The 13,651-nt window shown below is 70.1% G+C and carries 12 protein-coding genes; 7 read left to right on the top strand and 5 right to left on the bottom strand.

The features are described from left to right. The first annotated feature begins 98 nt into the window (after window positions 1-98). A complete protein-coding gene (locus ACIBQ1_RS21600) occupies window positions 99-1,583 on the top strand; it encodes an alpha/beta hydrolase (protein ID WP_397279896.1) in 1,485 nt (494 codons plus the stop codon). Here ACIBQ1_RS21600 and ACIBQ1_RS21595 read toward each other — a convergent pair. Next, window positions 1,580-2,452: an SDR family oxidoreductase gene (locus tag ACIBQ1_RS21595; protein ID WP_397279894.1), complete on the bottom strand. Its 873-nt coding sequence runs from the start codon at window positions 2,450-2,452 to the stop codon at window positions 1,580-1,582. The two genes, ACIBQ1_RS21600 and ACIBQ1_RS21595, sit on opposite strands and share 4 nt — an antisense overlap. A 72-nt stretch (window positions 2,453-2,524) precedes the next feature. Continuing rightward, window positions 2,525-3,583: an MBL fold metallo-hydrolase gene (locus ACIBQ1_RS21590; RefSeq protein ID WP_397279892.1), complete on the bottom strand. Its 1,059-nt coding sequence runs from the start codon at window positions 3,581-3,583 to the stop codon at window positions 2,525-2,527. A gap of 45 nt (window positions 3,584-3,628) precedes the next feature. Between ACIBQ1_RS21590 and ACIBQ1_RS21585 the strand changes: the two genes are divergently transcribed. Beyond that, entirely contained in the window at window positions 3,629-4,474 is an 846-nt protein-coding gene (locus ACIBQ1_RS21585) for a glutathione S-transferase family protein (protein WP_397279891.1), read from the top strand. On the opposite strand, the gene ACIBQ1_RS21580 is transcribed toward ACIBQ1_RS21585, so the two are convergent. Both ACIBQ1_RS21580 and ACIBQ1_RS21575 read right to left on the bottom strand, forming a co-directional pair. Beyond that, window positions 4,422-5,708: an MFS transporter gene (locus tag ACIBQ1_RS21580; RefSeq protein ID WP_397279889.1), complete on the bottom strand. Its 1,287-nt coding sequence runs from the start codon at window positions 5,706-5,708 to the stop codon at window positions 4,422-4,424. The genes ACIBQ1_RS21585 and ACIBQ1_RS21580 overlap by 53 nt on opposite strands. Next, entirely contained in the window at window positions 5,705-6,271 is a 567-nt protein-coding gene (locus ACIBQ1_RS21575; protein ID WP_397279888.1) for a winged helix-turn-helix domain-containing protein, read from the bottom strand. Before ACIBQ1_RS21575 ends, ACIBQ1_RS21580 begins: the two co-directional genes overlap by 4 nt. 74 nt (window positions 6,272-6,345) lie before the next feature. Here ACIBQ1_RS21575 and ACIBQ1_RS21570 point away from each other — a divergent pair, with 74 nt between their 5' ends. The 5 genes from ACIBQ1_RS21570 to ACIBQ1_RS21550 all read left to right on the top strand — a co-directional run bounded on the left by ACIBQ1_RS21570 (window position 6,346) and on the right by ACIBQ1_RS21550 (window position 12,729). Continuing rightward, window positions 6,346-6,990 (top strand): B3/4 domain-containing protein, encoded by a 645-nt coding sequence (locus ACIBQ1_RS21570; protein WP_397279886.1) that lies wholly within the window; start codon window positions 6,346-6,348, stop codon window positions 6,988-6,990. A 204-nt stretch (window positions 6,991-7,194) separates the two neighbouring features. After that, window positions 7,195-10,836 carry a multifunctional oxoglutarate decarboxylase/oxoglutarate dehydrogenase thiamine pyrophosphate-binding subunit/dihydrolipoyllysine-residue succinyltransferase subunit gene (locus ACIBQ1_RS21565; protein ID WP_397279884.1) on the top strand — a complete coding sequence of 1,214 codons (3,642 nt, stop codon included), beginning with the start codon at window positions 7,195-7,197 and terminating at the stop codon, window positions 10,834-10,836. 66 nt (window positions 10,837-10,902) lie between these two features. Next, window positions 10,903-11,079: a DUF6104 family protein gene (locus ACIBQ1_RS21560; protein ID WP_225301873.1), complete on the top strand. Its 177-nt coding sequence runs from the start codon at window positions 10,903-10,905 to the stop codon at window positions 11,077-11,079. A gap of 109 nt (window positions 11,080-11,188) precedes the next feature. After that, the gene (locus ACIBQ1_RS21555; protein WP_397279882.1) at window positions 11,189-11,992 is read left to right on the top strand and encodes a DUF4097 family beta strand repeat-containing protein; all 804 of its coding nucleotides are present in this window, start codon (window positions 11,189-11,191) and stop codon (window positions 11,990-11,992) included. Continuing rightward, window positions 11,989-12,729: a helix-turn-helix transcriptional regulator gene (locus tag ACIBQ1_RS21550; protein ID WP_397279880.1), complete on the top strand. Its 741-nt coding sequence runs from the start codon at window positions 11,989-11,991 to the stop codon at window positions 12,727-12,729. Before ACIBQ1_RS21555 ends, ACIBQ1_RS21550 begins: the two co-directional genes overlap by 4 nt. 15 nt (window positions 12,730-12,744) lie before the next feature. Here ACIBQ1_RS21550 and ACIBQ1_RS21545 read toward each other — a convergent pair whose 3' ends face one another. Beyond that, window positions 12,745-13,605 (bottom strand): oxygenase MpaB family protein, encoded by an 861-nt coding sequence (locus ACIBQ1_RS21545; RefSeq protein WP_397279879.1) that lies wholly within the window; start codon window positions 13,603-13,605, stop codon window positions 12,745-12,747. Window positions 13,606-13,651: the final 46 nt, after the last annotated feature.

Below are 13,651 nucleotides of genomic sequence, written 5' to 3'. Positions count from 1 at the left end.
TTTGGTCATCTTTCGGAGCGGCAGTCTTCCGCTAAGGTCCCCCGAAGAGCGATGGCATCGGCGTCGCCCTCTGACAGAAGTCCTCCCGGGAGCCTGGCTTGTTACGTCGCTTCATCCGCGTCGCCCTGCCGACCGCGATCATCGTCGGCCTGCTGGCCTGGTGGGCCTACGGGGTCCTCACCACCCAGACCGACGAAGCCCTGCGGGCCCAGCGCCCGGTGTGGACGCGCTGTCCCGGCAGCCTCGACGTGGAATGCGCGACCATCAAGGTCCCGCTCGATCACGCCGCCCCGCAGGAGCACCCGATCGACATGGCGCTGGCCCGGCTCCCCGCGCGCCACCCCGACCAGCGGATCGGCTCACTCGTGGTCAACTACGGCGGCCCCGGGGTCTCGGGCGTCGCGACGTTCATCGCGGACCCCGAACCGTTCAACACGCTGCGCTCCCGCTACGACATCGTCGCCTTCGACCCGCGCGGCGTGGGCAGAAGCTCTCCGCTGAACTGCCGCCCCAAGGGCGAGCCCCTGCCGTACCTCTCGGTGGACCAGACGCCGGACACCCCGAAGGAGCGCGAGGCCCTGGTCAAGGCCGTGAGCGAGTACGCGGCCGCCTGCAGGCGACAGGCCGGCCGGTTGGTGCCGCACCTCACCACCGACGCGACCGCCCGCGACCTGGACATCCTGCGGTCGGCGCTGGATGAGCCCGAGCTGACCTACTTCGGCTACTCCTACGGCGGCGGCCTCGGTGCCGCCTACGCCCAGCTCTACCCCAGCAAGGTGCGCCGCATGGTCCTGGACGCCCCCAGCGCCAGTGCCGGAGGAGGGCCGGAGACCGGCAGTCCGGAGAACGTCTCGGACGAGCCGATCGAGGCGTTCGTCGCCGACTGCGTCAAACGGCGCGGCTGCCCGCTGGGCCGCGACCTCGACCAGGCACTCGGGCGCCTTGAGGAGTTCGTCAAGGTTCGCGACCGCCTCCCCCTCGACGTCTCCGGCGGCAAGCTCACCGACGCCCTCGCGGCCGCGGGCATCAGCGAGCTTCTGTACACCACGGACGACTGGCCGCGGCTCCGCCGCGCGCTGGCGGACGGGCTCAAGGGCGACGGGCAGGCGCTCTACGACGCGGCCATGGAGTTCGAGGAGAGCGAGGGCTTCTCCAGGGACGCCTTCACCGCGATCGACTGCAACGACACCTCGACACGGCCGAGGACGGAGCGCATCGCGGAGGCGGCGGAGACCGCCCGGGAGAAGGCTCCGATCCTCGGCGCGTGGCTGGCCTGGACCTGGTTGCGGTGCACGGGCTGGGACACGGTCTCAGGGGACGCCTGGCTGGCCGATCCGACCCGGCAGATCGCCGCGATCATGGTCGTGGGCACCGTCGGCGACCCCGCCGTCCCCTATGAGAACGTGAAGGAGCTCAGGTCCACGCTCTCCGGCTCGGTCATGGTGACGCTGAAGGGCAGTTCGCACACCGCGTACCGGACCGGCGACCGCTGCGTCAACGAGGCCGTGGACGCGTACCTGCTGGACGGAGCGATCCCCACCGCCGACGTGAAGTGCCCGGCGGCGGGGACCCGCGAGCGTTAGAGCATCGCCTTCATCGAGTCGGCGGCCGTGAGCACGTAGGGCTGCTCGGCCATGACGGCCTCCCAGTTGTCCGCGACGGCCTCCGGCGTGAGGTCGTCGGTCTTCCAGCCCGGTCCCTCCGCCACGAACACCCGCGCCACCCGGCCGCCGCCCACGGTGAACACCTCGCCGCTCGCCTCGCACGTCTCGTGCACGAGGTACGCGACCAGCGCGCTCACCCGCTCCGGCGTGAACTTGGCCTCGAACTCGGCCGGCAGCAGCGCCTCCGTCATCCGGGTCCAGGCGATGGGAGCGATGGCGTTGGCCTTGATGCCGTTGCGGGCGCCCTCGATGCCGAGCGTCTTGGTCAGCCCGACCAGGCCCATCTTGGCGGTGGAGTAGTTGGCCTGGCCGAAGTTGCCGAACAGGCCGGCCGGGCTGGAGGTGTTGACGATGCGGCCGTAGCCGGCCGCCTTCATCAGCGGGTACGCGGCCTGGCTGACCAGGTACGAGCCGCGTACGTGCACGGCCAGCACCCCGTCGAAGTCCTCGACCGTCATCTTGCCGAACGACTTGTCCCGCAGGATGCCCGCGTTGTTGACGACGATGTCCACTTTGCCGAACGCGTCCACGGCGGCCTGCACGATGGCCCTGGCGCCCTCCGGGGTGGCGACGTTGTCGGCGTTGACGACGGCCTGGCCGCCGTTCTTCGTGATGAGCTCGACCACGTCGACGGCGGGCCCCGCGGAGGCGCCCGTGCCGTCGAGCGCGCCGCCGAGATCGTTGACGACGACCTTGGCGCCCCGCTCGGCCAGCAGGAGCGCGTGCGACCTGCCCAGACCGTGCCCGGCCCCCGTGATGATCGCGACCCTGTCATCGAACCGAAGCATCGAACCTCCCACGCAGGAGAACAACATTCTGGTCAGAGCTACGATAACGCGTTGAACGGTCGCCGCTCCGTGTCAGGGCAGGAGCCAAAGGTCCGGTTCGCCGGGCTCGCGGCGTACCCGGCCCCTGGCCTCCAGCCACGCCAGGTGGGCCAGGGTCTCGTTGTTGGCCGCGCGCCGCATGAACGGCGGGATCGTCTCCCACGGCCGCGACCACGAGAGGCGGGTGGCCACGTCCCAGCACGTGACGCCGTCCAGGGAGCCCACGGCCTGCTCGATCTCCGCCAGCCGCGCGTCGTGGTGCGCCATCACGTAGTCCACCCGCTCGGCCAGCTCCAGGAACCGGTACTCATGGGCCGGCAGCACCTCCTCCACGTCCAGCTTGCGCACGGCGGCCAGCGCGTCGAGGTAGTCGGCCAGCGGGTTCGGGCCCGACTGGGGATGGACGGCCACCATGGGCGTGATCTTCGCCAGCACGTGGTCGCCGGAGAACAGCAGCTTGCGCGCGGGCGAGACGAAGCACAGGTGGCCGGGCGAGTGGCCGGGCGTCCAGATCGCCCGCAGGTCCCAGCCGGGCAGGCCGAGCTCGTCGCCGTCCTCGACCAGCAGGTCGGGCTTGGCCATCGAGACCACGTGCCTGATCATCATGGACGCCCCGGCCAGCTCGTCCAGCGTCAGCGGCGGCACGCCGCAGCGGACCAGCAGCGCGCGCTCCCGCTCGACGAGCGAGTCGATGACCTCGTCGTCGTAGCGCTCGCGGATCAGACGGGCGTCGGCCGGGTGCAGGGCGACCCAGGCGCCCGACATCTCGCGGATGCGCCCGGCCAGGCCGTAGTGGTCGGGGTGGATGTGGGTGACGAGCACGCCTTTGACGTCGGTGATCGCGTACCCGGCCACGCCGAGGCCGGCGACGAGCGCGTCGTACGCCTCGTCGGTGTTCCACCCGGCGTCGACGATCACCACGCCGTCGGGCAGTTCGAGGACGTAGACCAGCACGTACCGCAGGGGGTTGACGGGGATCGGCACCGGGACCGACCACAGCCCCGGACGCACCCGCTCGACCTCGGGGATCGCCCCGCCCACCCACGCCTCCCGCTGCGCCTGGCTCGCGGGAGTCACCACAAATTTCGACACATGCCGAATATAGTTCTGTGTCCGAATCATGTTCTACTAGGGGTCATGAAGCTGCGCCGCGAGCTCTCCGAAGATGGCCGGTTCGTACGGCAGCCGAACCGCTTCACCGACCGCCTCGGCCCTCCCGAGCCGGGCCGCTACCGCCTCTACGCCTCCTACGCCTGCCCGTGGGCCCAGCGCGTGCTGATCGTCCGGGCCCTCCTCGGCCTGGAGGACGTGCTGGACGTCACGATCGTCGACCCCATCCGCGACGAGAAGGGCTGGCGCGTCCCGGGCGGCGACCCCGAGTACCTGTCGGAGCTCTACCACGCGACCGACCCGGACTACACGGGCCGCTACACCGTCCCGTGCGTCTGGGACACCCAGGACAAGCGGATCGTCACCAACGACTTCCCGCAGATCACCCTCGATCTGGAGATGTCATGGGGAAGTTCCCCCGACCTCTATCCGGAACGCCTTCGCCCCGACATCGACATCATGAACGACCGCCTCTACCACGGCCTCAACAACGCGGTCTACGAGGCGGGCTTCGCCCGTGACCAGCAGGTGTACGAGGAGGCCGTGGCCCGGGTCTTCACCACGCTCGACTTCCTGGAGGTGCGCCTGGCCGAGTCGGAGCACCTCTTCGACGTCCTCACCGACAGCGACGTGCGCCTGTACACGACCCTGGCCAGGTTCGACGCCGTCTATTACGCGCACTTCAAGTGCTCGGTCCGGCGGCTGATCGACTATCCGGCGCTGTGGGCGTACGCGCGGCGGCTCCACGCGATCCCGGCCTTCCGCGAAACCACCGACTTCGACCAGATCAAGCGCCACTACTACATCACCCAGACCAACATCAACCCGAGTGGGCTCGTGCCTGTCGGGCCGGAGATCGACTGGAGCCTGTAGGCGGCGCGGGCATCCGTACGAACAGCAGGGCCGAGGCCAGCGCCACCAGCGCGGCCCCTGCCCACGCGACGGCCGCGCCCGACTGTCCGGCCAGCGAGCCGAGCGTCAGGTTGGCCGCGACCCCGCCCGCCTGCAGCGACAGCGAGCCGGTCGAGGTGACGGTGGTGCGCTCGGCCGCGCTGACCGCGTTGTGGGTCATCTCCAGGCAGAGCAGGCCCGCCACCGAGAGCCCCACAAAGAGCGTCACGTACGCCAGCCCCGCGCTCACCAGCCCCGCCGGGCCGCTGAGCCCCGCGGTCGCGGCGAGCGAGCCGACGGACAGCGCGGCCAGCACGGTGCCGGCGATGGCGCCCCTGGCCGAGCTACCGGCCAGCCGCGCCGCCCGGGGCGCGAGCGCGCTGCCCGCCGCGCTGCCGGCGAACCCGAGTGCCGCGACCACGGCGTAGGCCAGGCTGCCCCGCTCGGCCGTGCCGGCCAGCTCGGCCAGCCGCCCGGGGGTGAGCAGCTCGATGCTGCACAGGATCACGCCGGAGGCCGCCGCGGCGGCCATCAGGCGGCGCAGCACGGGCACCCCGGCCGCCAGCCGGACACCCGACCCGACCGTGGCCGGCACCTCGCGCAGCACGCTCGCCAGCGACCTGCGGTCATGCGCGGGCTCCGGCATCGCGAACACCACCACGACCAACAGCACGGCCGCCGCCACCGCGCCGACCAGCGGCGGCGCGGCCAGCGGGAAGATCACCTGCGCCGGCACCAGGAGCGGAAGGCCGCCGCCCGCCAGCACGCCCACGCACAGCGCCACGGACTCCATCGCGCCGCCCCTGGCCAGCCCCGGCTTGAGGTCGGCTTCGCGGCCCTCGATCCCGTGGAGCGTGTCGACGTACCAGGAGGTGGCCGGGCCGCTGGACAGCGCCCTGGCCACGCCCTTGAGCACGCCGCTGACCAGGAACATCCAGAACGTGGTGGAGACGGCGAGCAGCGCGAGCGCGGCCACGGTGAACGCGGCGGAGACGGCCAGCACCACGCGCCGCCCGAGGACGTCGGCCAAGCCTCCGGTCGGCAGCTCCAGAGTGGCGGTGACGATCGAGTACACCGTCACCGCCAGGCCCACCTCCGCCAGGCTGAGCCCCCGCGAGGTCATGAGCAGCACCAGGGTGGCCCCCATCAGGCCCACGGGCAGCCAGGTCAGGAAGCTGACGAGCATGTAGCGGCGTAAGGCCGAGCGAGCGGTCACGACTCCTCCTCCTTCGATCGCGGTACGGCGCCGTACCAGACGCTGACCTGCCTGGCCTCGGGGTCGCCGGCGTATTTGGCGGCGAGGTCGCGCAGCAGCTCCTCGGCCTTCTCGTCGAACTCACGCAGCGCGGCGGGCGGCAGCGAGACGATGTGGTCGCTCATCCCCGCCGCGTCGGCCCAGTCGCGCGACCATTCGGCGGTGTCGAACTCCCCCAGCACCCGCTGGACCATCTCGGCTTGCCGCAGGTGCATGATCCGGACCGCCTCGCGGCCCTCCGCGGTGACGGACATCGCGCCGGAGTCCCACGAGGTGTAGCGGTGGCGGGCCCGCCAGCGGCGCTCGCGCCCGTCGCGCCGGTCGTCGTCCTCCTCGATGAAGCCGTATTTGAACAGCTCCCGCAGGTGGTAGCTGGTGGCGCCCGAGCTCTCGCCGGCCTTGCGCCCCAGCTCGCTCGCGGTCGCGGGGCCGTCGGTGCGCAGCAGGCCGAGCAGGCGCACCCGCAGCGGGTGGGAGACAGCTTTGAGCACCCGCGGGTCACTGATCTTGTACTGCTCCGTCATGCTCCTCACCGTAAACCACAAAGGTAATTTTGCAAAGAGAATTTTGCGACCTGGGCGGCTTCTAAACTGTGGGGATGCTTGACGACATCTGGGTGGACGACTCCGTCCTCGCGCTGCGCCCCGACTTCGCGGTGCTGGTCATGACCGCGCACGGCCTGCGCAACGGGCCCACGGACGACCGGTCCCGGGCGTGGCTGGCGGCGGCCTCCGAGTGCGAGGCGCAGGCGGACAAGATCGACGCCTGGAAGGACGCCTACCGGGCGTTCGGCGCCAAACCGCAGCGGACCAGGCCCTCGGTCGACGCCCTGACCCGCAGGATGCCGCTGCCGGAGATCAACCGGGCCGTCGACGCGTACAACTCGATCAGCGTGAAGCACGCGCTGCCGATCGGCGGCGAGGACCTCGACCACTACGTGGGCCCGGCCCGGCTGCTGCGGGCGACCGGCGACGAGGCGTCCGAGGAGGCGCTCGGCACGCCCGAGCCGGGCGAGGTGATCTGGCGCGACGACGTCGGCGTCACCTGCCGCAGGTGGAACTGGCGTCAGGTCGTGCGCACCCGGCTCACCGAGGAGACCACGAACGCGATCTTCCTGCTCGAACGCCTTGAGCCCATGTCGCTGGAGGAGCTCAAGGAGGCAGGCGAGGAGCTGGCCGACCTGCTGTCCGAGATGTCACCAGAGGTGAGGATCGCTAGCAGATTGGTGTCCCACGGGAAATAAACCCCTCGCCGTGTTGTTGATACCAAAGAGTAATAATTGCTGCACCACCCGGATTGACTAGGGGGGCGTGACCTCTTTGCACTGTCCTGAGAGGATCGTTCGAGGCGGCACGGGCTCTTCGGCGCGCGCTGCCGGTCCGGGCGAGTAGCCTTGGACAGGTTCTCTAACATCAACGCCGATCTGCGGAAGAGGGCGATTTCCGCCGTGTCGTCAGAGTCGTCGCGGACAAACCCGCTGGCAAGCTTTGGTCAGAACGAGTGGCTTGTCGACGAGCTGTACCAGAAGTACCTCCAAGATCCCGAGTCTGTCGACAAGGCATGGTGGAACTTCTTCGCTGACTACAACCCTGAATCCGGACCGGGCCGGGCAGTACCGGTCAGGGAGGTGGCGAACGGCACCGTGACCGCTCCCGCTCCCCCGCAGGCGCCGCCCAAGGCGCCCCCGGCCGCCGAGAAGCCGAAGCAGCCTGCCGCCCCGGTGCCCAAGGGCGCCGAGGAGGTCAAGCTGCGTGGCGCCGCCGCACGCACGGCCGCCAACATGGACCTGTCGCTGACGGTCCCGACGGCGACCAGCGTGCGCGCGATCCCGGCCAAGCTGCTGATCGACAACCGCATCGTGATCAACAATCACCTCAAGCGGGGTCGCGGCGGCAAGGTGTCCTTCACCCACCTGATCGGCTTCGCGATCGTCAAGGCCCTCAGGGCCATGCCGGAGATGAACTACTCCTACGCGGAGGTCGACGGCAAGCCGACGCTGATCAAGCCCGAGCACGTGGGCTTCGGCCTGGCGATCGACGTCCAGAAGAGCAACGGCGAGCGCCAGCTGCTCGTGCCCTCGATCAAGGGCGCCGAGGAGATGGACTTCCGCCAGTTCTGGTCGGCCTACGAGGACGTCGTCCGCAAGGCCCGCGCGGGCAAGCTGGGCGTCGACGACTTCGCCGGCACCACCATCTCGCTGACCAACCCCGGCACGATCGGCACCGTCCACTCCGTGCCGCGCCTGATGCCCGGTCAGGGCACCATCATCGGCGTCGGAGCGATGGAATACCCGGCCGAATACCAGGGCGCCTCGCCCGACACGCTCTCGCGCCTGGCCGTCTCCAAGGTCATGACGCTCACCAGCACCTACGACCACCGGATCATCCAGGGCGCCCAGTCGGGCGACTTCCTGCGCCAGATCCACCGGTTGCTGCTGGGCGAGGACGGCTTCTACGACGAGATCTTCGAGGCGCTGCGGATCCCGTACGAGCCGGTCCGCTGGGTCCAGGACGTCTCGGCCTCCCACGACGACGACGTGTCGAAGTCCGCCCGCGTGATCGAGCTGATCCACGCCTACCGCGTGCGCGGCCACCTGATGGCCGAGACCGACCCGCTGGAGTACAAGCAGCGCAAGCACCCCGACCTGGACATCCAGTCCCACGGGCTGACGCTGTGGGACCTGGAGCGCGAGTTCGCCACGGGCGGTTTCGGCGGCCGCCCGCTGATGAAGCTCCGCGAGATCCTCGGCGTGCTGCGCGACTCCTACTGCCGCACGGTCGGCATCGAGTACATGCACATCCAGAACCCCGAGGAGCGGGCCTGGATCCAGGCGCGGGTGGAGAAGCCGCACAAGTCGCCCGAGCGTGCCGAGCAGCTCAACATCCTGTCGCGGCTCAACACCGCCGAGGCGTTCGAGACGTTCCTGCAGACGAAGTTCGTCGGCCAGAAGCGCTTCTCCCTGGAGGGCGGCGAGTCCCTGATCCCGCTGCTCGACTCGGTGCTCAGCGACGCTGCCGACGAGGACCTCGACGAGGTCGTCATCGGCATGGCCCACCGCGGCCGCCTCAACGTGCTGGCCAACATCGTGGGCAAGTCGTACGCGCAGATCTTCGGCGAGTTCGAGGGCAACATCGACCCGCGCACGGCGCACGGCTCCGGCGACGTGAAGTACCACCTCGGCGCGACGGGCACGTTCACCTCGCCGGGTGGCAAGACCATCACCTCCTCCGTGGTCGCCAACCCCTCCCACCTGGAGGCGGTCGACCCGGTGCTCGAAGGCGTCGTCCGCGCCAAGCAGGACCTCCTGGAGCGCGGCGAGGAGGGCTTCACCGTCCTGCCCGTCCTCATCCACGGCGACGCGGCCTTCGCCGGCCAGGGCGTCGTGGCCGAGACGCTCAACCTGTCGCAGCTGCGCGGCTACCGCACCGGCGGCACCGTGCACGTGGTGGTCAACAACCAGGTGGGCTTCACCACCTCGCCCGCCTCGTCCAGGTCCTCGGTCTACGCGACCGACGTGGCCCGGATGATCCAGGCCCCGATCTTCCACGTCAACGGCGACGACCCCGAGGCCGTGGTGCGCGTGGGCCAGCTGGCCTACGAATACCGCCAGTCGTTCCGCAAGGACGTCGTCATCGACCTCATCTGCTACCGCCGCCGCGGCCACAACGAGGGCGACAACCCCGCCTTCACCCAGCCGCTGATGTACGACCTGATCGACGCCAAGCGCTCGACCCGCAAGCTCTACACCGAGGCGCTGATCGGCCGGGGCGACATCACGGTCGAGGAGGCCGAGCAGGCGCTGCGCGACTACCAGGCCAAGCTGGAGCAGGCGTTCACCGAGACCCGCGAGGCGGCGAAGAAGCCGGCCGAGGCCGCCGCGATGCGGGTGCCGCCGACCGAGGTCGTCAAGTGGTCGCACGACGACACGCCGACCGAGATCAGCGACGAGACGCTCAAGCGCATCGTCGACACCCAGCTCAACCTGCCCGAGGGCTTCACGCCGCACCCGCGCCTGGCGCCGGTGCTGCAGCGCCGCGGCCAGATGGTCGAGCACGACTCGATCGACTGGTCGATGGGCGAGACGCTCGCCTTCGGCTCGCTGCTGATCGACGGCCACCCGGTGCGCCTGGTCGGCCAGGACTCGCGCCGCGGCACGTTCACGCAGCGCCACGCCGTCCTGGTGGACCGGATGACCGGCGCCGACCACACGCCGCTCAAGACCTTCAACGAGGGCACCACGAAGTTCTACGTCTACGACTCGCTGCTCAGCGAGTTCGCGGCGCTCGGCTTCGAGTACGGCTACAGCGTCGTCCGCCCGGACACCCTGGTCCTCTGGGAGGCGCAGTTCGGCGACTTCGTCAACGGCGCCCAGACGATCATCGACGAGTTCATCTCGTCGGGCGAGCAGAAGTGGGGCCAGAAGTCCTCGGTCGTGCTGCTGCTGCCGCACGGCTTCGAGGGCCAGGGCCCCGACCACTCCTCGGCCCGCATCGAGCGGTTCCTTCAGGTCTGCGCGCTCGACAACATGACGGTCGCGCAGCCCTCGACCCCGGCCAACTACTTCCACCTCCTGCGCTGGCAGGTGGAGTCGCAGCGGCACAAGCCGATGGTGGTCTTCACACCGAAGTCGCTGCTGCGCCACAAGGCGGCCACGTCCAAGGCGACCGACTTCACCACGGGCACCTTCCAGCCGGTGCTGGGCGACTCGACCGTCGACCCGGCAAAGGTCACCAGGGTCGTGCTCACGTCCGGCAAGCTCTACTACGACCTGGCGGCGGGGCGCGACAAGATGGGCCGCGACGACGTCGCGATCGTGCGGCTCGAACGCCTCTACCCGTTCCCGGGTGAGGAGCTGGCCGCCGAGCTGTCGCGCTACGGTGCGCAGGCGGAGCTGATCTGGGCGCAGGACGAGCCGGCCAACATGGGGCCGTGGCCGTACCTGACGCTCAAGCTGGCGGAGGACCCGCAGACGCTGGGCGGCCGCCCGGTGCGGCGCGTCTCGCGCCGCCCCAACAGCTCGCCGGCGACGGGCTCGCACAACTCGCACGACACCGAGCTCGAGGAGATCCTCCACGAGCTGTTCGGCTGAACCACCACACAGTGAGCCCCCGGCCCCGGCTGGGGGCTCACTGTCGTTTCAGGAGGGCTTGAGAAGATGTACTTCACCGATCGGGGGATCGAGGAGCTGGTCGAACGGCGGGGCGAGGAGGAGGTCAGCCTGCTCTGGCTCGGCGAGCGACTGCGCGAGTTCGTCGACCTCAACCCGGAGTTCGAGACCCCGGTCGAGCGGCTGGCCACCTGGCTGGCGCGGCTCGACGACGAGGACGACTGAGCGCCCGCCCTCTCCCCCTAAGGGCAACGCGATACATCTTGAGTTTCCCGGTAACGCGACATATCGTGTTATCTAGATGGAACGTGTCGCCAGGAGGGGCGGGGGGATCATGCAACAGTGGACGATCGACGGACCCGAACAGCTGATGTTCGGCCAAGTGGACGCGCTGGACGTGCGCATCGTCGCCGGCCGCCTCGACGTGCTCGCCAGCGACGGCCCGCCCACGGTCGAGGTGTCCGAGATCGAGTCGGCATCCCCGCTGCTGGTCACCTACGACGAGGACGCCAAGGAGCTCTCCATCACCTACAAGGACCTCACCTGGGACGGCCTGCTCGGCTGGCTGCGGCGCGACCGGCGCAGGACGGTCCTGACGATCGCCGTGCCCAAGAACTGCACCGTCAACGCCGGGGTGGTCTCCGCGCCCGCCGTGGTGGCCGGGTTCGAGAGGGTGACGCAGGTCAGGAGCGTGTCCGGGGAGGTCGTGCTCGACGGCGTCAGCGGCGACGTCAACGCGACGACCGTCTCGGGCCCCGTGGAGAGCCGGGCGATGGACGGCGACCTGGCGTTCAAGAGCGTCTCGGGCGACCTGACCGTGGCCGACGGCACCCCGCGCCGGCTCAGGGCGAACACCGTCTCCGGCCGGATCACGGCGGATCTGGCGCTGCGGCCGACCGGCCATGTGACGCTCAACAGCGTCTCCGGTGACATCCTTGTCAGGTTGCCGGAGAACGTGGAGGCGGACGTGAGCATGAGGTCCACCTCCGGCAGGCTGAGCAGCGCGTTCAAAGAACTGTTCAACTCGAACGGCCCCGGCACGAAGTCGATGTCGGGCAGGCTGGGCGGCGGTATGGCGTCGCTGTCGGTGATCACGGTCTCCGGCGAGGCCACGCTGCTCAAGGGGGAGAAGGAATGAGCCCTGTCTTCGGTCACGGCCGGCTCCGGCTGTACCTGCTCAAGCTGCTGGAAGAGAGCCCGCGTCACGGCTACGAGGTCATCAGGCTGCTCCAGGACCGCTTCCTCGGGGTCTACTCGCCCTCTCCCGGCACGATCTACCCGCGCCTGGCCCGCCTGGAGGAGGAAGGCCTGGTGACGCACGAGGTGGTCGAGGGCAAGAAGGTGTTCTCGATCACCGACAAGGGCCGCGACGAGCTGAACGCCCGGCTCGACGAGCTCGACGACCTGGAGCAGGAGATCTCCGCCTCGGTACGCGACATCGCCCGCGAGGTCAAGGAGGACGTCCGCGACACGGTCAGGTCGTTGCGCGACGAGCTGACGCGGATGGCCAAGGACGTCCGCACGGGGGCCAAGGAGGACACCCGGCGGCTCAAGGAGCAGCAGAAGGAGGACTTCAGGCGGCTCAAGGAGCAGCAGAAGCGGCAGTGGATGGAGCACGCCTACCACTGGCAGGACGAGGGCGAGCGGCTCAGCGGGGAGTGGCGCAGGATCTGGTCCGAGGTCTGGGCCACGCTGGGGGGCTCGCCGCACAGCCGGGCCGACCTCGACGCCGAGCTGGGCGAGCTACTGGCCGACTTCGTCGCCGAGGCCCGCCAGGAGGCGTCCGAGGCCCGGCTGACGCCGGAGAAGCTGGCCGAGCTGCGGACGGTGCTCGACGAGGCCCGCGCCCGCGTCCGCGACATCCTCGAAGGCTGAGGCGCCGAGAGGCCGTCACGCCGAGCGGAGGTGCCGCTCCTGGCGGCGCGCGCCGCGGGCGGCCTTGCGGGCGTGGTAGGCGATGGGCATGTACCTCAGGCGTTCGGGCAGGCGCGGCGTCAGCACGGCCACCGCGTGCCCGAGGTGCCGCAGCCGCCGCTCCTCCCGCGCCGTCCACCGCAGCCCCAGCTTCCGCCGTACGGCGGGCGGCAGGGTGCCGACCGTCACGAAGTAGTTGAACTCCCCCGATCCGGCCCCCACAGGCGTCCACAACCGCCGCAGCGGCCTGGGCAACCCGGGCGGCGCCGGCGTGCCGCGCAGGACCGACAGCACGTCGAGCGCGGTCGGATGCGCCTCCAGCCGGTCGGCCACCATCGTGTCGAAGTACCGCCAGAACGCCTCCAGGTCGGCCGGCATCTCCCGCTCCGGCACCCGCAGGATCGCGCCGAGCTGCCGCGACTCGGCGTAGAGCCGCCGCTCCTGCTCGACGGTGAACGGGGTGCCGAAGCAGCGGTTGAGCGCGATGAAGCGCTCGAACAGCGACAGGTGCACCCAGGCCCACGCCTCGCCGTTCAGCGCGTGGTAGGGCCGGCCGAGCTCGTCCACCCCGCTGATCGGCCGGTGCAACCTCCTGAGCCGCTCGCCCTCCGCCGGGCCCTCGGCGCCGCCGTACACCCATTTCTGGATCGAGACGAGCGTGCGGGTGAGCCGCCCCCACGGGTCGTCCTTGTACGTGGAGTGCTCGGCGACGGCCGCACCCACGGCCGGGTGCATCGTCTGCATGACCAGCGCGCTGCCGGCGACGAGCAGATTGCGGTATTCGCCGGTGGTGTCCCAGTGCATCGAACCTGGACCGAAGGGTTGGACCTCCATCATGACGGCCTCCCGGGTGAGACAAGCCCACTCCTGCTTGTATCACCCG

This window comes from Nonomuraea sp. NPDC050153 (assembly GCF_044460125.1).
Taxonomy (GTDB): Bacteria; Actinomycetota; Actinomycetes; order Streptosporangiales; family Streptosporangiaceae; genus Nonomuraea.
This window is presented reverse-complemented; position numbering and strand designations above follow the sequence as displayed.